Source organism: Streptomyces sp. NPDC038280, assembly GCF_055600045.1.
This window is the reverse complement of record NZ_JBVJYZ010000013.1, coordinates 166,252-184,871: the sequence shown is the minus strand read 5'-3', so window position 1 is coordinate 184,871 and position 18,620 is coordinate 166,252. Positions and strand designations below refer to the sequence as shown.

General features: G+C 71.5%; 16 protein-coding genes and 1 tRNA gene. 13 read left to right on the top strand and 4 right to left on the bottom strand.

Annotation, left to right across the window (positions count from 1 at the left end; genetic code table 11):
* The first annotated feature begins 182 nt into the window (after positions 1-182).
* Positions 183-1,529, top strand: a complete 1,347-nt coding sequence (locus tag ACZ7J0_RS24650; RefSeq protein ID WP_470890719.1) for a tetratricopeptide repeat protein — start codon at positions 183-185, stop codon at positions 1,527-1,529.
* A gap of 126 nt (positions 1,530-1,655) precedes the next feature.
* On the opposite strand, the gene ACZ7J0_RS24645 is transcribed toward ACZ7J0_RS24650, so the two are convergent.
* The gene (locus ACZ7J0_RS24645; RefSeq protein ID WP_470890717.1) at positions 1,656-2,261 is read right to left on the bottom strand and encodes a histidine phosphatase family protein; all 606 of its coding nucleotides are present in this window, start codon (positions 2,259-2,261) and stop codon (positions 1,656-1,658) included.
* Positions 2,262-2,405: 144 nt separating this feature from the next.
* Here ACZ7J0_RS24645 and ACZ7J0_RS24640 point away from each other — a divergent pair, with 144 nt between their 5' ends.
* From ACZ7J0_RS24640 to ACZ7J0_RS24610, 7 genes are all read left to right on the top strand, one after another.
* Positions 2,406-3,368 (top strand): phosphatase PAP2 family protein, encoded by a 963-nt coding sequence (locus tag ACZ7J0_RS24640; RefSeq protein WP_470890716.1) that lies wholly within the window; start codon positions 2,406-2,408, stop codon positions 3,366-3,368.
* Positions 3,292-4,452 (top strand): hypothetical protein, encoded by a 1,161-nt coding sequence (locus ACZ7J0_RS24635; RefSeq protein WP_470890714.1) that lies wholly within the window; start codon positions 3,292-3,294, stop codon positions 4,450-4,452. Before ACZ7J0_RS24640 ends, ACZ7J0_RS24635 begins: the two co-directional genes overlap by 77 nt.
* 34 nt (positions 4,453-4,486) lie before the next feature.
* Positions 4,487-6,079, top strand: a complete 1,593-nt coding sequence (locus ACZ7J0_RS24630) for a hypothetical protein (RefSeq protein ID WP_470890713.1) — start codon at positions 4,487-4,489, stop codon at positions 6,077-6,079.
* Positions 6,076-7,404: an AAA family ATPase gene (locus tag ACZ7J0_RS24625; protein ID WP_470890711.1), complete on the top strand. Its 1,329-nt coding sequence runs from the start codon at positions 6,076-6,078 to the stop codon at positions 7,402-7,404. Before ACZ7J0_RS24630 ends, ACZ7J0_RS24625 begins: the two co-directional genes overlap by 4 nt.
* A gap of 152 nt (positions 7,405-7,556) precedes the next feature.
* The gene (locus ACZ7J0_RS24620) at positions 7,557-7,907 is read left to right on the top strand and encodes a hypothetical protein (protein WP_470890709.1); all 351 of its coding nucleotides are present in this window, start codon (positions 7,557-7,559) and stop codon (positions 7,905-7,907) included.
* Between the two features lie 145 nt (positions 7,908-8,052).
* Entirely contained in the window at positions 8,053-8,709 is a 657-nt protein-coding gene (locus tag ACZ7J0_RS24615) for a bifunctional DNA primase/polymerase (RefSeq protein ID WP_470890707.1), read from the top strand.
* Positions 8,700-8,773: transfer RNA gene (locus ACZ7J0_RS24610), tRNA-Lys, on the top strand. The genes ACZ7J0_RS24615 and ACZ7J0_RS24610 overlap by 10 nt, the downstream gene beginning before the upstream one ends.
* 109 nt (positions 8,774-8,882) lie before the next feature.
* On the opposite strand, the gene ACZ7J0_RS24605 is transcribed toward ACZ7J0_RS24610, so the two are convergent.
* The gene (locus ACZ7J0_RS24605; RefSeq protein WP_470890779.1) at positions 8,883-10,127 is read right to left on the bottom strand and encodes a M6 family metalloprotease domain-containing protein; all 1,245 of its coding nucleotides are present in this window, start codon (positions 10,125-10,127) and stop codon (positions 8,883-8,885) included.
* 344 nt (positions 10,128-10,471) lie between these two features.
* Between ACZ7J0_RS24605 and ACZ7J0_RS24600 the strand changes: the two genes are divergently transcribed.
* On the top strand, positions 10,472-12,403 hold the full coding sequence (locus tag ACZ7J0_RS24600) for a putative bifunctional diguanylate cyclase/phosphodiesterase (protein WP_470890705.1): 1,932 nt from the start codon (positions 10,472-10,474) through the stop codon (positions 12,401-12,403).
* 175 nt (positions 12,404-12,578) lie between these two features.
* Here ACZ7J0_RS24600 and ACZ7J0_RS24595 read toward each other — a convergent pair whose 3' ends face one another.
* Together ACZ7J0_RS24595 and ACZ7J0_RS24590 are read right to left on the bottom strand one after the other, a co-directional pair.
* On the bottom strand, positions 12,579-14,267 hold the full coding sequence (locus ACZ7J0_RS24595) for a glycosyl hydrolase family 18 protein (protein WP_470890703.1): 1,689 nt from the start codon (positions 14,265-14,267) through the stop codon (positions 12,579-12,581).
* Between the two features lie 221 nt (positions 14,268-14,488).
* On the bottom strand, positions 14,489-15,562 hold the full coding sequence (locus tag ACZ7J0_RS24590; RefSeq protein WP_470890701.1) for an LLM class flavin-dependent oxidoreductase: 1,074 nt from the start codon (positions 15,560-15,562) through the stop codon (positions 14,489-14,491).
* A 106-nt stretch (positions 15,563-15,668) separates the two neighbouring features.
* Here ACZ7J0_RS24590 and ehuB point away from each other — a divergent pair, with 106 nt between their 5' ends.
* Genes ehuB through ehuA form a run of 4 tightly spaced genes read left to right on the top strand, consistent with a single transcriptional unit; the run spans position 15,669 to position 18,589 of the window.
* Complete coding sequence (gene ehuB, locus ACZ7J0_RS24585) at positions 15,669-16,544, top strand: ectoine/hydroxyectoine ABC transporter substrate-binding protein EhuB (protein WP_470890699.1); 876 nt, start codon at positions 15,669-15,671, stop codon at positions 16,542-16,544.
* A complete protein-coding gene (ehuC, locus tag ACZ7J0_RS24580) occupies positions 16,541-17,200 on the top strand; it encodes an ectoine/hydroxyectoine ABC transporter permease subunit EhuC (protein WP_470890697.1) in 660 nt (219 codons plus the stop codon). The genes ehuB and ehuC overlap by 4 nt, the downstream gene beginning before the upstream one ends.
* Positions 17,197-17,847, top strand: a complete 651-nt coding sequence (ehuD, locus tag ACZ7J0_RS24575; RefSeq protein WP_470890695.1) for an ectoine/hydroxyectoine ABC transporter permease subunit EhuD — start codon at positions 17,197-17,199, stop codon at positions 17,845-17,847. Before ehuC ends, ehuD begins: the two co-directional genes overlap by 4 nt.
* Positions 17,837-18,589, top strand: coding sequence for an ectoine/hydroxyectoine ABC transporter ATP-binding protein EhuA (gene ehuA, locus ACZ7J0_RS24570; protein WP_470890693.1), 753 nt, complete (start codon positions 17,837-17,839; stop codon positions 18,587-18,589). The genes ehuD and ehuA overlap by 11 nt, the downstream gene beginning before the upstream one ends.
* The last annotated feature ends 31 nt before the right edge of the window (positions 18,590-18,620 follow it).

The following is an 18,620-nucleotide window of genomic DNA, read 5'->3' as shown; positions in this document are numbered from 1 at the left end:
CCACATGGTTCAACGTCCGGGGGCGTCAACAGCTACGGCGGCACGCCGCCGCAAAGGATGGCAGTTCATGGCAGATCGCGGGTGAGATATCCCGTTTGTAGCTAAACACTGCGTGAGCATTCGGTCACAGCAGGTACGTTCTTGCCCGCCGGAACACCGGCAGCACAGGAGAGGGCTCGGCCATGGCGATGTCACGGGCAGTTCCCAATCTCGCCTTTCGCAGACTGCGCGGGCAGCACTCCCCGGCGGAGTTCGCCGCGGTGGTCCGCCGCGCCGCCCGGGAGATCGGCGAGCAGGTCGCCTGCGACGCCCGCTACATCGGACGCGTCGAGGCGGGCGAGATCCGCTGTCCCAACTACGCGTACGAGCGGGTGTTCCTGCATATGTTCCCCGGTCTGACCCTGGCGGACCTGGGCTTCTCGGCGCGGGAGACCGTACGCGGCCGCGGTGCGCGCACCACGGCCGCCGCGCCACCCCCTTCGATCCGGAACGATGAGGAGAGCGACGTGCTGCGTCGCGCATTCATGACGAGTGGGACCGCCACCGTGGCGGCGGCCTCGCTGGGGTTCGGCGGCATCCTCGCCGCGGGCTCCACCCAGTTCACGGGCCAGATCCCGGCCCAGCGCAGGATCGGCGAGGCGGAGGTGAACGCCGTCGAGGAGGCGGTGCGCCAGATCCGGCTGCTCGACGACCGCCATGGCGCGGAAGGCCTGTACCGGAGGGCCGCGGAGCCCCTGCGGGCCGCGTACGCACTGCTCGACGCGGGCACCACGGCCCGCCGCGCGACCGCCGACCGGCTTCACGCCGGCGCGGGGGAACTGGCCATCTCCGTCGGGTGGCTCGCCCATGACTCGGGCCGCTTCGAGGACGCCCGCTCGCACTACGCGGAGGCTCTGGCCACCGCGCGTGTGGCCGGCGATCCGGCTCTTGAGGCGCATGCTTTCTGCAACACGTCGTTCCTGGCCAGGGACGCGGGCCGGTACCGGGAGGCAGTACGGGCGGCGCAGGCCGGGCAGCGGGCCGCGCGGCATCTGCCGTCGGCCCGGCTGCTGTCGCTGCTCTCCCTGCGGGAGGCCGGCGCGTGGGCGGGACTCGGCGACCGGAGCGCGTGCGAGCAGGCGCTGGGCCGGGCGCACACGCTGTTCGACCGGGGCGCCGACGACGCGGACCCCGAGTGGATGTCGTTCTTCGGCGAGCCCGAGCTGGAGGCGCTGGAGGCGCAGTGCTGGTCGAAGCTGGGCGAGTGGGGCCGCGCGGCCCGGCACGCCCACCGCGCGACGGTCCTGCAGAACCCCCACTTCGCCCGCAACCTGGCGCTGTACCGCGCCCAACTCGCGGCGGACCTCGCCCGCGGCGGTTCCCCGGAGGAGGCCGCGGTGGCGGGCCACCGGGTCCTGGACCTGCTGGACGAGGTCCAGTCCAGCCGCATCCGCGCGATGCTCTCGGACACGGTCGAGGTCCTGACCACCCAACGAGGCGCCCCGGGCGTCTCGTCGTTCCTGGACCGCCGGGCCTCGATCGACGCGTAGCGGTGGGGCGCGGGGACCGGGGCGACCGTGCCGGGAGCCGCGCGCCGGGGGCGCGTTCACCGGCGGCTTCGGCTCCGATGTCGTCATCGAGGCCGGCCCCGATGACGCCCGGGGGCCGGGCGGGGACTAGCCCTCCAAGTGGCCCGTGTCGTTCCAGCGTTCCATCGCCGGGGCGCCGTAGGCCCAGCTCAGGATGGAGAGGCTGGTGGGGTCCAGGCGGATGCGGGAGGCGAAGGAGACGTCCTCGCCGAGCCAGCGGGCGGCGATCGAGCGCAGGATGTGGCCGTGGGCGAAGACCAGGAGGTCGCGGCCGTCGCGCTCGGCGGAGCGGGCCCAGGTCACGACCTCGTCGGCGCGGGCCGACAGCTCGGCCATGGTCTCGCCGTCCGGGACCCCGTCGCGCCAGATCAGCCACCCGGGGCGGGTCGCGTGGATCTCGGCGGGGGTCATCCCCTCGTACGCGCCGTAGTCCCATTCCATCAGGGCGTCCCAGTCCTCGGCCCGGTCGCCGAAGCCGGCCAGCTCGCAGGTGACGCGGGCCCGGGACAGGGGGCTTGTGCGGACCTCGACGTCGGGCAGGCCGTCCCAGGGCGCCCGGTGCAGCCGCTCGCCCAGGAGTTTGGCGCCGCGGCGGCCCTCGTCGAGGAGGGGAATGTCGGTCCTGCCGGTGTGTTTTCCGAGCAGCGACCACTCGGTCTGGCCGTGCCGGGCGAGCAGGATGCGCGGTGCCATGGAGGCTCTCCCTGAGGTTCACATTCGGTGCCCGTCCATCATCGCGCACGTAAACGGCGGGCATCGACGGGCAACCTGAGTGAGGATCTCTGCGTCCCTCAGGGGGCCAGGGCCGCATGAGCAACTTGTTGGGGGAACGTCCGGATGCCACAGCCTGCGATAGCGCCCGCATCCGCGTCCGCACCCGCGCTCGCGCGGTTCCGGCCCCGCTGGTGGGCCGAACTGCTGCTGATAGCCGTCGTGTACGCGGCGTACTCGTGCGGCCGGCTGCTGGCCCGGGGCGATGTCTCCACGGCCGTGGACAACGGCCTGGCGATCCTGCGCGTGGAGAAGAGCCTCCACCTCAACGCCGAGCATCCGCTCAACCGGCTCTTCACCGGGAGCCCGGCCCTCGGCATACCCGCCGACTTCGCCTACGCCTCCCTGCACTACCTGGTCACCCCGGCCATCCTGATCTGGCTCTTCCGCCGCCGGCCCACCCGCTACCGGGCCGCCCGCACCTGGCTGATGCTCTCCACCCTCTGCGGCCTCGTCGGCTTCACCCTGCTCCCCACCTGCCCTCCCCGCCTCCTCGCCGCCGGCCATGGATTCGTCGACACCATGGCCCAGTTCAGCGCCTACGGCTGGTGGGGCGGCGAGGCGAGCGCCCCGCGCGGCCTCGGCGGCATGACCAACCAGTACGCGGCGATGCCGAGCCTGCACGTCGGCTGGGCGCTGTGGTGCGGGGTGATGCTGTGGCGGTACGGGCGGACGCCGCTGCTCAAGGGCCTCGGTGTCGCCTACCCGCTGCTGACCGTGATCGTGGTCATGGGCACGGCGAACCACTACTTCCTGGACGCGGTCGCCGGCGTCGCCGTCATGGGGATCGGACTGCTGCTCACCGGCCCCGTGACCCGGCTCATGGGCCGGGTGCGGAACCGCGTGACGGGTGGCGGGGTGGCGGTGGCGTCCCCGATTGTCAGTGCCGGATGCGAGACTTCCGCGGGTGAGCGAATCCCTGGGCAGCGGACCTCGTCCTCCGCGGACGACAGTGCCGCCGCAGACGACTCTCCGGCATGGGGCCTCCCCAGCTCAGGCGAAGCCGAGAGCGTGGGGAAGGCTCGCTGAGCTGCGCGGTCCCGCCACCGTCCCGCACCCACTGGACGCCCGCGCGCTGGCGGCGCTCGCCGCCAACCCCGGATGCCGACGGCGCGCCCTGCTCGACGGGGCGGGTGTCGACAAGTCGGCTCTGGCGGAGGCGCTCGGTTCTCCCGGGGCCTTCGGGCAGTCGCAGTTCGCGTTCATGCGCGGCAATGCCTTCGAGGCCCGGGTGAAGGCGGACGGCGGCCGGGAGCTGCTGCGGCTGCTCGGCCCCGAGGACCCGGGCGACGTCGCCGTGCCGGATCTGGCGGCGGCCGGACCGGAGGGCCGCGCGGCCCGGACGGCGCTGGCGCTGCGCGACGCCACGGCGGCCGGCGGCTGGGCGCTGCTCGACCACCCGATGCTGGCCCTGGAGGTCGCGGGCTCCCCCGCCTATCTGGAGCCGGACGCGGTGGTGGTGCATCCGGACGGCCGGTGGACGGTCGTGGAGATCAAGTCGTTCCCGATGATCGACGGGGCGGCGGACGCGTCGAAGGTGGGCGCGGCGGCCCGCCAGGCGGCGGTGTACGTCCTGGCCCTGGAGCGGGTCGCCGCCGTGACGGAGGGCGCGTCGGTGGCGCGCTCGGTGCTGCTGGTGTGCCCCAAGGACTTCTCCAATCTGCCGGCCGCCTCGGTCGTCGACGTGCGCAAGCAGGTGTCCGTGACCCGCCGGCAACTGGCCCGGCTGACGAGGGTCGAGGACATCGCCGACGGGCTGCCGCCGGGGACGACGTTCGATCTGCAGGCGTGCTCGGCCGACGAGCTGACGGCGGCGGTCGAGTCGGTGCCGCACGCCTACGCGCCGGAGTGCCTGTCCGCCTGCGAGCTGGCCTTCCACTGCCGTGACCGGGCCCGCGGGGCAGGCGCGGTGGAGACCCTTGGCCGGTCGGTCCGTGCCGAGCTGGGCGGACTGACCACCGTGGGCGCGGTGCTCTCGGCGGCGCGCGGCGAGGCCGGGGATCCGGACGACCCGGCGGTGGCGGCGCTGCGCCGGGCGGCGGGCCTGCGGGCCGAGGCCCTGGCGGGCGCACCGACACGGACACCGGAGGAGACGGTCGAATGCCCGTGCTGACCGAGCTCTTCCCGGCCGCCGCGGAGGTGCGCGCGTGTCGCTGATCGGAACGCTGGCGCGACTCGAGGCCGTCGAGTCGGGGCGGGCCCAGCCACTGACCACGGTCCGCCACCGCCATCTGTCGGACCGGCCCCTGGTCTTCGTACCGCTGACCACGGCCGGTGAGGCCGGGGCGCCGCTGGGCGCGCTGGTCGGCACCGACCGGGAGGCGCCCCGCTTCCTTGCCGTGGCGCAGCCGCGCGACCGGGATCTGCGGTTCGCGTTCCTGGCGGATCTCGCGGAGGAGGTCCTGCCGTACATCGACGGGTACGGCGACGACGTGGAGGCCGCCGAGAGGGCCGAGACGGACCCGGAGACCGGCAAGAAGGTCAAGGTCGAGGTGGATCTGTGCGCGGACGCGCCGCAGTTGATCGTGCCGAGCAGGGCCGGTGTCGAGTACGTACGGCTGCTCGGCCGGTCGATGCGGTTCCGGCGTACGGCCGATCAGGACCCGGACACGCCCTATCCGGCGCCGCCGCGCGTGCCGCTGCTCGGGCGCTGGCTGACGCACTTCGGGGAGCGGGCGCGGGTGCCGGGATCGTCGCTGCTGCTGTCGGCGTCGGATCTGCTGGGCCGGCACTGGGCGACGGGACAGTCGTCGCTGGAGGACCAGCATTTGGGGGCGCTGCTCGCCTGGATCGACGCGGGCGAGGGTGAGTCGGGGGCCGACGCGGCGCTGCGGGCGGAGCTCGGCCGGGATCGGCACGGCCAGTTGGTGTGCCCGCCGGCCGGTCCGGCGACGGATCCGGCGTTCGACAACCGGCTGCTCGCGCCCGCGATCGAGCGGTACGACCGGGCCCGGCAGGCGCTGGCAGCCGCCGAGGACGGTCTGGAGGGGGACCGGTCGCTGGGCGAACTGTCGGCGGCCGAGCGGGAGATCCGCCGTCTGCTGATGACTCAGCTCAGGCCCACCTGGGACGCGGTGTGGCGGGGTCTGGACCTGTTGCGCGCGCTTCCGGCGGGCGCACGGGTGGCCGACCGGTGGACCCGGGACCGGTGGTCCTTCACCGGCCACCGCGACCGGGTCCGCGCGGGTGAGCCGCCGCAGCCGCGCCGCGACGACGCGGTGACGGCCGCGCGGAAGCTGGCGTCGCGCGAGGCGGCGCAGGCGCAGCTGGAGGCCCAGGAGGCGCTGGACGATCCGCTGGTGCTGGCCGGGCGCAGGTTGTCGGGCGAGGCGTTCCTTGCGGAGGTCGTCGAGGTGACGATGGCGTGGACGGAGTCGAAGCGCCCCTCGCCGCGGCCGCTGCTCACCGTGCGCACGGACGACCAGCCGCATCTGGATCCTTCGGTGAAGGTGTACCGCTCGCTGGACGGGAAGCCGCAGACGGCGGAGTTCGTCCGGCGGGACGGGGACGGTGCTCTCGTGCTGCGGCTCCTCGACCGGATGGGCCGGTCCAAGGACCCGGCGGAGGGGACAGTTCCGCAGAAGGGCGAGCGGCTCGCCTGGACGCTGTTCGAGCACGACCAGCGCGGCGGCCCGAAGCTTCCGGAGCCGGAGGAGACGCCGTGGACGCACGGCGGGCCTCACTCCGGCTCCGACGCCGGCGAGAGCCCCGACCCCGTGACCCCGGAGGACCTGCTGTGACGTTCGATCCCGGCGCGGAGGCCGCGCGGGCCACCGCCGAGATTCTCGAGAACACCCTGCGCGGGAGTACCCGGGGCGTCGTCGTCGACTCCCCGCCCGGCGCCGGCAAGTCGACGCTCGTGGTGCGCGCCGCGCTCGAACTCGCCGACGCGGGACGCCCGCTGATGGTGATCGCGCAGACCAACGCCCAGGTGGACGACCTGGTCCTGCGGCTCGCCGAGAAGCGGCCCGGGCTTCCGGTGGGGCGGCTGCACAGCAATGACTCCGACCCGTACGACAAGGCCCTCGACGACCTGGAGAGCGTACGGAAGTCCGCGAAGGCCGGTGATCTCGCCGGGCTGGGCGTGGTGATCTCGACCGCCGCCAAGTGGGCCCATGTGAAGGGCGTGGAGCCCTGGCCGCACGCGATCGTCGACGAGGCGTACCAGATGCGCTCGGACGCACTGCTCGCCGTGGCCGGGCTGTTCGAGCGGGCGCTGTTCGTGGGCGACCCGGGCCAGTTGGACCCGTTCAGCGTGGTGGGCGCCGACCAGTGGGCGGGGCTCTCCTACGATCCGTCCGCCAGCGCGGTCTCCACGCTGCTCGCCCACAATCCGGAGCTGCCGCAGCACCGGCTGCCGGTGTCCTGGCGGCTTCCGGCGTCGGCGGCGCAGCTCGTCTCCGACGCGTTCTATCCGTACACGCCCTTCCGCAGCGGGACGGACCACGGCGATCGGCGCCTGTCCTTCGGCGTTCCCTCGGACGGTTCGGGCCCGGACCGGGTGATCGACGAGGCGGCCGGGGCGGGCTGGGGCCTGCTGGAGCTGCCCGCGCGGCACACCCCGCGCACGGACCCCGAGGCGGTGCGGGCCGTGGCCCTGGTGGTGCGCCGCCTCCTGGACCGGGGCGGAGCGGCGACCAGCGAGCGCTCCCCGGACCCCGCACCGCTCACGCCGGACCGGATCGCGGTCGGCACGGCCCACCGCGACCAGGCGGCCGCGGTACGGGCCGCGCTGGCGGAACTGGGCGTGACGGGTGTGACGGTCGACACCGCCAACCGTCTCCAGGGCAGGGAGTACGACGTCACCGTCGTCCTCCACCCGCTCTCGGGGCGCCCGGACGCGACGGCGTTCCACCTGGAGACGGGCCGGCTGTGCGTCCTGGCCTCGCGCCACCGCCACGCCTGCATCGTGGTGTGCCGCGCCGGCGTCGCCGACCTGCTCGACGAGCACCCGTCGACGGAGCCGGTGCAGCTGGGTGTGACCGTGAAGTTCCCGGACGGCTGGGAGGCGAACCACGCGGTGCTGTCCCGTCTGGCCGAGCACCGCGTGAGCTGGACGCCATGAGCGGGACGCCCGCCTGAGCTGGGCGCCATGAGCGGGACGCCCGCGTGAACCGGGAGGTGTGCGCCCCCTGAAGCTTGGGCCCCCCTTGCGGAGCAAGGGACAATGGAGGGTGGTCCGGACCTCGGGCCATGTCGTGCGAGGAGGAGCTTGAGATGGCGGAACCCGAGCGGAGCGAGCGGCGGCGACTGAAACCCGCGCCGCTGATCTTCGAGCCTGCCGAGGCCACCGCCGACCCCGAGCACTTCTTCGACCTGGAGTCGATCGAGGATCCGCGCGAGCTGCTGGCCAGGGCGACCGAACTGACGCTGGCGTTCCGCGCGGCGACGGACCGGGCGACCGAGTTCCAGGCCATGGCGGCGGCGCAACTGGGCGACCCGCGCCGGTTCGACCGGCTGACCCCGGCGGACATCGCCGAGCGGGCGGAGTGGACCGAGGACTATGCCCGGAAGATGATCGAGTTCGGCCAGGACCTGCTCGGCGGCGGCCGGGCCGACGAGCGCTAGCCGGCCCCGGCCCGTCCGGCTCCTCGCCAGTGGACAAGTGTTCTGGCATATGCCGGGGCGAAAGATACTCCTCCCCGCCTCACCGTGTCCCGGTTTCCGCCAACCCTACGAAACGGCGCTGTCACTCCCGGTACATGTAAATGCCATGAGCGCATGGCTGCGAGACGAATCCCCCCTGAGCCCGGCCCACGGCGACACCGACGAGCGACGGCTGGACGTCTTCCGGCTGCTGCGCGAGGAGGGCCGGCACCACACCGCACAGGTCACGGCCGCCGGCGCCGACTGGCTCGCGTCCGCCTCGTCCCACCCCCGCTCCACCCTGGCGCTGTGGGAGAACCGGCCCGGCGCCCCCGCGGTCCTGCCCTGCGGCACGGCGTTCGACGTGGTGAACGTGGAGTCGATCTTCGGCCGCCGGATGCTGGACCGGCTCTGGTCGGAAGGCCCCGGCTCCGGCCCGGTCGCCCTCCACCGCGGCCGGATGCTGCTCTTCACCGCCCCGGGGACGGCCCAGCGGTTACCGTCCCTCCTCCACTGGGAGGAGTGGGGCGACGCCGTACCGCCGATCCTCTGCCACGGGACCGGGGACGCCGTGACCATCCCGCCGCTGACGCCCCGCACGCCGGCCGAGCCGCGCTGGGTGGTCGCCCCCGACACCCGCCATCCCTGGCTTCCGGGACCCGAGGTGGTGCTCTGGGCCTGCGTCCGGGCCGTCCGCGCGGCGTCCGCCGCCGACGTGCGGATATCGATTTTTCCTCCCGCCGATCAGGATGCTAAGGTCTACGACGTCAGCAGGCGCCGCTAGCTCAGTTGGTTAGAGCAGCTGACTCTTAATCAGCGGGTCCGGGGTTCGAGTCCCTGGCGGCGCACAGACGGGAAAAGCCCCTCGCGGAAGCGGGGGGCTTTTTCGTACCCACTCCCCCACGAGGCGGGACCGGTGACCTTCTCGGGTCCCTGGTGGGCCGGCCATTCGCGCGATCAGTCCTCGACCGTGATCTTGACGGTCCAGGCCCCGGTCGCCGTACGGTCCGCCACCTCCACCCGCGTCCGGGTTCCCGGCACCGTGTACGTCTCCCCCTCGGCCAGCGGCGCGTCCGCGAGCGGCGGATACACCGAGCGGTCCCAGCAGGCCTCGGTCCTCGGATGCGTGTCGACGACCTGGATCGGCCCCTCTCCGGACGCGGTCTCATTGCGGACGCGGTAGATCAGTACGCCCTCGGTGCAGGTCTGCTCGTCGTTGCCGGTCGAGCCGCGCGCCTCGATGGCCAGGGCGCTGCCCGCCCCGGTCCGCACCACGGCCATCCTGGTGCCGACCGAGCCACCGGGCACGGGGGCGGCCGCCAGCGGCTCCAGGGTGAACATGCTCGTGCCGGCCCCCTGGACGCAGCGGACCTGGCGCCCGTCCAGCCAGCCCAGCTTCCACTTGTGCCAGCCGAAGAGATCCGGGGCGAGCCCGAACTGGCTGCCCATGACGTCCCAGTCCCCGACGTGGGTGTCCCAGTCGCCCTTGCCGTCCGTCGGCCGGTGGTAGAGGTCCGGAAGGTCGAAGACGTGCCCAGTCTCGTGCGCGAGGACATTGCGGTCCGGGGGATGCCGCTCGAAGACGGTGACGACACGCCGGATGTCCGTACCGTCGGCGCTGAGCGGCCGGTCGAGGTTCACGACCTTCGTGGCGTCGGAGTCGACGCCGGGCGCGTCCGGGTCGGCGACCAGGTACACGACGTCGTAACGGGAGAAGTCGACCTTCGGGTCGGCGGCCGCGACGGCGTCGCGGAGATAGGCGGTCCGCCGCTCCAGCGACCAGTCGCGCTGTATGGCGTACGCGGTGGAGGCCTTGGGCATCCGGATCCACTCGGTCTGCGGATGCGGGCGCAGGGCGAACCGGCCGTAGGACGCGCGCAGGAAGAAGCGGCTGGTCTCCGGGAAGTAGTCGGCGACGAGCTCCTTGGGAGTGATCACCGGGGTCGAGTCCGGGAAGGACAGGAAGATCATGACCGCGTTGAGGGTCCGGGCGGGCTTGGCGTAGGACGCGTTCCACGTGTCCACACCCAGCGAGTGGTGGGCCTGGGTGCGTGGCAGGGCGCAGGGCCCCGCCGACGACACGCCTTCGGCGGGGCCCGCGACCAGGCCCGTGGCGGCGAGCGCGATCAAGGACGTGAAGGCCGCCGCGCCGGCACGCAGACGCGGTCGGTCCACTCCCTCGGGTGTCTGCTGTCCCTCCACGTAGACCTCCGGCTGCCGAATGCAGGGCTCGCCACCCACCTTGTGATGGTTTGAGGTGTTACGCCCTGTTCCGCTGCCCCACTCGGGTGAGGAGGCGACACGACGTGGCACAGCAACAGCTCACGGAAAGTCACAATCGGTCAGCCCGGTGCCGAGGCCGGGCCACACCCGTGCAGAAACGATCGGCCCGGCTCCCCCGGATGGCCCCTCGGGCCGTCCGCCCGGCTCCCCCGCCGCGACGGAGCTGGAATGGCCGCCCGGGCAGCCTCTATGATCGGCACACTTTCCTTGGCCGACCATCCGGACCACATCCGTACGACCCAACTGCACTGCGGGAGCGAGTGGTGAGCGGAACCTCCGAAGGACCGGGACCCGCGGCCGTCCCCGCGGCCGGAACACCGCCCGGCGCCACCCTGCCGTCGGTTACGGAGCGTCATGAACCGTCCGCGCGGGAGAGGGTGGGCCGCAGCGCCGCCGAACTGCGTGACTACGGCGCCGCCTTTCGCGCCGCGCACCTCGCCATGGCCGTGATCGACCAGGACGGTGTCGTGGTCGCCGCGAACGACGCGCTCGCCACGCTCCTGGGCACCGAACCCGCCTCGCTCCACGAGCAGGCCGCCGCCGACCTCGTCGACCTCGCCTCGGACGGCCGGACCTGGCACGCGTACCGCGAGGTGCTCCGGGGCCGCCGCTCACGGTTCCGCTGCACGCGCCGGCTCAAGCACCCCGACGGGCGGTCGCTGTGGGCGGAGGTCACGGTGGCGCCCGTACCGGACAGCCGCCGGGTGCTGCTGTCGATCGCGGACATCAGCGACCGCCGCGAACTCCAGGCCAGGCTGCGCCACTTGCAGATGCACGACCCGGTGACCCGGCTGCCGAACCGGACGCTGTTCTTCGAGCGCCTCACGGCCGCGCTGGAGAACTGCCAGGCGCGCCGGCCCGGCCGGCCGGACCTGGCAACGGAGCCGGGCGACCCGGGACGGCCGCCCCGGTCCGACGAATCGCATCAGTCGTACGGGCATGGCGGAACAGGGCGGATCGGCCTGTGCTACCTCGATCTCGACGGCTTCAAAGCGGTCAACGACACCCTCGGCCACCGCGTGGGTGACCGGCTGCTCGCCGCCGTCGCCGCCCGGCTCACCGAGTGCGCCGACAGCGACGGATACACCCGCGGCGGCGGCAGTCATCTGGTGGCGCGCCTGGGCGGCGACGAGTTCGCCATCCTCGTCGAGGACTCGACGGGCACGGAACAGGTCGCCGATCTCGCGCAGTCGGTGCTCTGCGCGCTCCAGCGGCCGTTCGACCTGGCCGGGCAGCGCCTGTCGGTGTCGGCGTCGATCGGTGTGGTGGAGAGGGACGCGAGCGGGACGACCGCGACGGGGCTGATGCAGGCCGCGGACACCACGCTGTACTGGGCGAAGGCGGACGGGAAGGCCCGCTGGACGCTCTTCGACCCCGAGCGCAACGCGCACCGCATGACCCGGCAGGCGCTGTCCTCCACGCTGCGACCTGCCGTGGAGCGCGGGGAGTTCGCGCTGGAGTACCAGCCACTGGTCGGGATGGCGGACGGTTCGGTACGCGGCGTCGAGGCGCTGGTCCGGTGGAACCACCCGCAGTTCGGAACACTTGCGCCGAATCGGTTCATCGGAATTGCTGAAGAGGACGGGTCGATCGTCCAGCTCGGCCGCTGGGTACTGCGGACGGCGTGCCGCCAGGCCCGCCAGTGGCAGCAGGACCACCCGCGCGAACGGCCGATCTTCGTGAGCGTCAACGTGGCCGTACGCCAGGTGTGGGACTCCGACCTGGTGGCGGACGTCGCCGGCATCCTGGCCGAGACAGGCCTCGCGCCGCATCTGCTGCAGCTGGAGCTCACCGAGTCCGCGGTGATGGGCTCGGCCGGCCGGCCGCTCCAGGCACTCCAGGCGCTGAGCGACATGGGCGTCCAGATCGCGATCGACGACTTCGGCACGGGGTACTCGAACCTGGCCTATCTGAGCCGTCTGCCGGTCTCGGTCCTCAAGCTCGACGGCTCGTTCGTCCGCGGCTTCCAGGACGAGGCGCACGCGAACCCGGCGGACGAGCTGATCGTCGAGGCCCTGGTCCAGCTGGCCCACCGGCTGGGCCTGACGGTCACGGCGGAGTGCGTCGAGACCTCGGGCCAGGCGACCCGGCTGCGCCGCATCGGCTGCGACACGGGCCAGGGCTGGCTCTACTCACGGGCGGTCGCCCCCGAACGGATCGCGGGCATGATCGGGGTCTGTCCGCTGACGGTGTGACCACTCGGCGTACGGCACCGGGCGGCAGCGGCAGCGGCAGCGAGCGACGGGAACCCGGGCGAAGGCATGGAACTGCCCCCGGCCGGAAGGTGATTCCGGGCGGGGGCAGTGGTCGAGCGCCGGCGTTGCCGCGTGCGGCGGTCACCGGTGGGGCAGGGGCCGGCGCGCAGCCGCGTCAGCAGGCGCCGAGGTCCTGCCAGACTCCCCATTCGCCGGTCGTGCCGGGCTCCTCGTTCTGGGTCCACCACTTGGCCTTCCAGGTGTGACCCTTGTGGGAGACCTGGTTGCCGTTGTTGTAGACGGTGCCGGCCACGTACGCCGGAGCCGTGCAGCCCGTCGTCGGAGGAGTGGTCGGCGGTGTCGTCGGAGGCGTGGTGGGCGGAGTGGTCGGCGGGGTCGTGGGCGGGGTGGTCGGGTCCGTCGGGGAGGATCCGACCGCCGTCACGATGTCGTTGAGCAGCGTCGTGTTGGCGTCCAGACCGAGCAGCGAGTACATCATCGCGCCCGCCAGACCCCGCTGGTGCGCGTAGTCCGCCCGGGCCTGGATGGCGCGCTTGTCGAGACCGGTGAAGAACTCGCCGTCCTTGTAGAAGTAGGACGCCTTGGCGTCGTCGTCCCAGAAGGTGGTGGCCGTGTTGTCGACGATGCCGCCGAGTTCCTTGTAGTGCGCGATGCCCGCCTGCTGGCTGACCGGGCGGACCGCCGAGGCGCCGGTCGCGGGCTGGGCCAGGCCGTTCTTCGTGCCGGCCGGGACGCCCTTCCAGCCGCGGTAGTAGAACTCGTACCCGAGGGTGAGCTTGTTGGCCGGGAAGCCTCCGGCGATGCCGTAGGCCGGCTTGCCGTCGATCCACGCGTCGATCGCGTTGTCGATGGAGTACTTCTCAGTGCCGGGCGCGATCGGGTCGGTCGGGTCGTTCGCGCCCGAGTAGAGCGGTGACTGGTGGTACGTCGGCCCGTCGCCGTCCCATGCGCCGTGCATGTCGTACGTCATGATGTTCGCGTAGTCGAGGTACGCGCCGATCTTGTCCGTCTCGATGTACTTGATCTTGTCCTGGCCGGCCGGGAGGGCCGCCGTCAGCAGGTACTTCTTGCCGCCGTTGGCGCTTCCGTACGCGTCGAGCTGCTTGCGGAACTCGGCGAGGAGCAGGGTGAAGTTCTGCTTGTCCTCGGGCGCGTAGTGGTTGCCGAGGTGGCCGCCGCTCGACCCCGGGTACTCCCAGTCGATGTCGATGCCGTCGAAGATCCCGGCCGCGCTGCCCGCGCCGCCGTAGCCGCCCTCGACCGGCAGGTCGCCGGCGATGTACTGCTTGACGCAGGAGGCGACGAACTTCTTGCGGCCGGCGTCCGTCTTCGCCGCGTCCGAGAAGTACTTGGAGTAGGTCCAGCCGCCCAGCGAGATGTTGATCTTCAGCTTGGGGTACTTCGCCTTCAGCTCCTTGAACTGGTTGAAGACACCCACGATCGGCTGGTCCCACTTGTCGGCGACGCCGTCGACGCTGTCCGCCGCCGAAAAGGACTTCTGGTAGTCGGCGTACGAGTCGCCCGCGCCGTCACCGGCGTTGGGGTTGTTGTCGTCGCCGGCCGCCTTGTTCGCTTCGAAGCAGGTCAGGTCCGTGGGGTGGATGTTGCCGAACGAGTAGTTGATGACGTCCAGCTTGCCCGCGATGCCGCGGGTGTCGAGGTGCTTGGGGTAGAAGGCGTTGCCGTACACGCTCCACTGGTCGTAGTAGGCGATCTTCACGCCCCCGGACGAGGATGCGGTGGCGGCCGCCTGGGCGGGGCCGATGCCGGCGAAGGCGGCCAGCGCGCCGGCGGCGAGTGCCGTGGTGGCGAGCGCGGCGATGAGGGGTCTGCGGCGGTGCACGAGCGGCCTCCGAAGGGGATGCGCGGTACGGGAGTTGGAGAAGTGATAACCGCCGGACGAACACCCGGTCAATGGTCTGAACCAAATTGAGGACTAGACCAATTCTCTTGAGAAAGCCCTTGTCAGAGGGGTGCGGAGGCGTCGGGACATACAGAAGAACCGCCCGCCACCATCGGTGACGAGCGGTTTAAGGCTCTCTTATGGATCTTGTGCGGGATGATTCAGGACTGGACCACTCCGGGCAAGTCATAGGCATCGGCGATGAGTTCGTAGGAACGTACACGCGCCTCTGCGCCGTGCGCGTTCGCCGTGATCATCAGCTCGTCCGCGCCCGTCCGCTTCTGCAGCTCGTCCAGGCCGGCGCGGACCGCGTCCGCGGTGCCGTGCACGATGTTCTTCAGCCAGCCGTCCACGAACTCCCGCTCCAGGGGGCTGAAGGGGTACGCCTCCGCCTCCTCCGGCGTCGGCACCAGACCCGGCCGGCCCGTCCGCAGCCGGATCATCGACAGGGCGCCGGTCATCACCTGCCGGCGGGCCTCCTTCTCGTCGTCCGACGCGAGCGCGGAGACGCCGATCAGTGCGTACGGCGCGTCCAGCACGGCCGAGGGCCGGAAGGAATCCCGGTACAGATCGAGCGCCGGAACGGTGTTCTGCGCCGAGAAGTGGTGTGCGAAGGCGAAGGGCAGACCGAGGACACCGGCCAGCCGGGCACTGAAGCCGGACGAGCCCAGCAGCCAGATCGGCGGCCGGCCCGACGGCCCCTGGACCGGCCCGGGCACCGCGTGGATCCGGGCGTACGGATGCCCGTCCGGGAAGTCGTCGTCCAGGAACCGGGTCAGCTCCGCGAGCTGCTCGGGAAAGTCGTCGGCGCCTTCGTGCGGCCGGTCCGTGCGGCGCAGCGCGGCCGCCGTCGCGCCGTCCGTCCCGGGCGCGCGGCCCAGGCCCAGGTCGATCCGGCCCGGAGCGAGCGCCTCCAGCGTGCCGAACTGCTCGGCGATCACCAGCGGAGCGTGGTTGGGCAGCATCACCCCGCCCGAGCCGAGCCGGATGCGCTCGGTGTGGGCGGCCAGGTGCGCCAGGATCACGGCCGGCGAGGACGAGGCGACGCCCGGCATGGAGTGGTGCTCGGCGACCCAGTGGCGGTGGAAGCCGCGCCGCTCGGCGAGCCGGGCGATGTCGACGCTGGTGGTCAGCGCCTGGGTGGCGGTCCGTCCGCTGCCGACGGTGACCAGGTCCAGTACGGACAGGGGAACGGGTGCGGTGCCGTTCGCCGTGCCTCGAATCGCGTCGCTCACCGGTGAAGACCTTCCTGCGCATGAAGTACGTACAACGCCCGACAACAGGAGGGTGTCTCCGTTTATTCCTGGCATGGTCTGCGGGCGGCCGGGTAGCCGCGCGCCCATGGCTCGAACAGCTCGTACGAGAACGACGCACCATCTCCAGCGCCGCACGCTGCTCCTCGGCACGGCCGCCGCGATCGGCGCGGCCGGATGCTCCCGGGTCGCCTCCGGTGACGCACTCGACCGGCTCAGATCGCAGCGCACGGTGCGCCTGGGCATAGCCGGGGAGGTGCCCTACGGATACGTCGACGACCAGGGTGCCTTCACCGGGGAGGCGCCGGAACTGGCCAAGGTCGTCTTCCAGAGACTCGGCATCGCGCGAGTCCAGCCGGTGGCCACCGACTTCGCCTCACTGATACCCGGCCTGAACTCCCAGCAGTTCGACGTCGTGTCGGCCGGGATGTACATCAACAAGCAGCGCTGCGAGCAGGTGATCTTCTCCGATCCCGAGTACCAGATGCTCGACGCCTTCATCGTCCGCAAGGGCAACCCGAAGAACCTGCGCTCGTACGAGGACGTGGTCCGCACCGGAGCGAGGTTCGCCACCGGCAGTGGATACGCGGAGATCGAGTACGCCATGGCCGCCGGATACCCCGAAAAGGACATCGTCATCCTCCAGGACCAGGTCGCCGGCCTGAACGCGGTCGAGACCGGCCGGGTCGACGTCTTCGCCGGCACCGCCCTCACCATCCGCGAGGTGGTGCGCAAGAGCAGCCGGGCCGAAGCCACCGAGCCCTTCGCCGCCGTCGTCGACGGGAAGAAGAAGATCGACGGTGGCGGCTTCGCCTTCCGCCCGACCGACACCGCCCTCCGCGACGCCTTCAACGCCGAGATCCACCGGATGAAGAAGAGCGGCGAACTCTTCCGGATCCTCCGCACGTTCGGTTTCTCCCAGGCGGAGATGACCACGCTCACCGCCGAGGAGCTGTGCCGATGACCGCCGGACTCTGGCAGAACTGGATCCTCCCGGGCATCTGGATCACCCTCCAGCTGCTCGTCGGCAGCGCCGCCCTCGCCGCGCTCGTCGCCTTCACGGTCGGCATCGCCCGCACCCACCGCTCACGCGCCGTCCGCTTCGCCGCGGGCCTCTACACCGAGATCTTCCGCGGCACCTCCGCGCTGATCCTGATGTTCTGGCTGTTCTTCGTCGTGCCGCCGCTCATCGGCTGGCAGCTCGTCCCGATGTGGGCCGCGATCCTGGCACTCGGCCTGTCGTACGGGGCGTACGGCGCCGAGGTCGTCCGCGGCGCCCTGAAGTCCGTACCCCCGGCCCAGCGCGAGGCGGGTGTCGCCCTCAGCTTCACGCCCTGGCAGCGGATGCGGCTGGTCCTGCTGCCGCAGGCCGTGCCCGAGATGATCCCGCCCTTCTGCAACCTGCTGGTCGAGCTGCTCAAGGGCACGGCGCTGGTGTCGCTGCTCGGCGTCGGCGATGTGTCCTTCGCCGCCTATCTGGTGCGGCTCGCCACCCAGGAGAGCGCGGGCATCTACACGGTGACCCTGGTGATCTACTTCGTGATCGCGTTCGTCCTCACACGCTCGATGAAGGCCCTCGAACGGAAGACCAAGGCCAACCTGGGGGTGGTGGCGAAGTGAACTGGGACTGGTCCGCGGTGGCGGACTTCATGCCACGTTTCTGGGACGGCGTCCAGGTCACGCTTCAGGTCCTGGTGCTCGGCTCGCTCATCTCGTTCACGCTCGGGCTGGTCTGGGCGCTCGGCTTCCGGGCTCCGTCCCGGTTCGTGCGGTGGCCGGTTCATGTCGTCACCGAGTTCATCCGCACCACTCCCCTGCTGGTGCAGCTCTTCTTCCTCTTCTTCGTCCTGCCGGAATGGGGCGTGCAGTTCTCGGCGCTGACGACCGGCACCCTCGCCATCGGCCTGCACTACTCGACGTACACCGCGCAGGTCTACCGCGCCGGGATCGACGCCGTACCGGCCGGACAGTGGGAGGCCGCGCGGGCACTGAGCCTGCCCCTGCACCGCACCTGGCTCGGGGTGATCCTGCCGCAGGCCCTGCGCCGGATCGCGCCCGCGCTCGGCAACTACGTGATCGCCATGCTGAAGGACACGCCGCTGCTCGCCGGGATCAGCGTGCTGGAAATGCTCCAGCAGTCCCGGCTGGAGTCCGCCACCACCTTCCAGTACACCGAGCCGCTCACGGTCGTCGGTATCGCATTCGTCCTGATCGCCTACCCGGCTTCTCTGCTCGTACGAACCCTGGAGCGCCGCCTTGTCCGCTGACCCGACCCACGACCTGATCCGATTCGAGAACGTCACCAAGCGGTTCGGGGAGAACACCGTCCTCGACGATCTGTGTTTCTCGGTGAAGCCCGGCCGTCATGTCACGCTGATCGGACCTTCCGGTTCCGGTAAGACGACGATCCTCCGGCTGCTGATGACCCTGGAAAAGCCCGACGCGGGCACGATCCGGGTGAACGGCGGACAGCTGTATCCGGCCGACGAGAAACACCGCCGCGAGACGCGCAAGAAGATCGGAATGGTCTTCCAGCACTTCAATCTCTTTCCCCATATGTCTGTTCTGCGGAATATCACCGAGGCGCCGGTACGGGCGCTCGGCCGGAGCCGCGACGAGGCCGAGCAGCGCGGGCGGGAGCTGCTCGATCTGGTGGGTCTGGCCGACAAGTGCGAGGCCAAGCCCGCGCAGCTGTCCGGCGGACAGCAGCAGCGGGTCGCGATCGCCCGGGCCCTGGCGATGGAACCGAAGGTGCTCCTGCTCGACGAGGTCACCTCGGCGCTCGACCCGGAGCTGGTGGCCGGCGTACTCGATCTCCTCCGCGACATCGCTCGCTCCACGGACATCACCATGCTCTGCGTCACGCACGAGATGGGATTCGCCCGTGACATCTCGGACGAGGTGCTGATGTTCGACTCCGGGAAGGTGATCGAGTCCGGTTCTCCGGAAAAAATCTTTGGAGACCCGGCACGGGAACGTACCCGCGAGTTCCTCGGCGCGGTGCTCTGACCTCTCCTTCTATCGGCCAGTTGTGACTCTG

What these genes read in the sequence shown, in the direction of transcription:
- ACZ7J0_RS24640 (WP_470890716.1), top strand. Translation starts at nt 2,406, where the DNA reads ATGCCACAGCCTGCGATAGCGCCCGCATCCGCGTCCGCACCCGCGCTC.
- ACZ7J0_RS24620 (WP_470890709.1), top strand. Translation starts at nt 7,557, where the DNA reads ATGGCGGAACCCGAGCGGAGCGAGCGGCGGCGACTGAAACCCGCGCCG.
- ACZ7J0_RS24650 (WP_470890719.1), top strand. Translation starts at nt 183, where the DNA reads ATGGCGATGTCACGGGCAGTTCCCAATCTCGCCTTTCGCAGACTGCGC.
- ACZ7J0_RS24645 (WP_470890717.1), bottom strand. Translation starts at nt 2,261, where the DNA reads ATGGCACCGCGCATCCTGCTCGCCCGGCACGGCCAGACCGAGTGGTCG.
- ehuB (WP_470890699.1), top strand. Translation starts at nt 15,669, where the DNA reads ATGGCTCGAACAGCTCGTACGAGAACGACGCACCATCTCCAGCGCCGC.
- ehuC (WP_470890697.1), top strand. Translation starts at nt 16,541, where the DNA reads ATGACCGCCGGACTCTGGCAGAACTGGATCCTCCCGGGCATCTGGATC.
- ACZ7J0_RS24615 (WP_470890707.1), top strand. Translation starts at nt 8,053, where the DNA reads ATGAGCGCATGGCTGCGAGACGAATCCCCCCTGAGCCCGGCCCACGGC.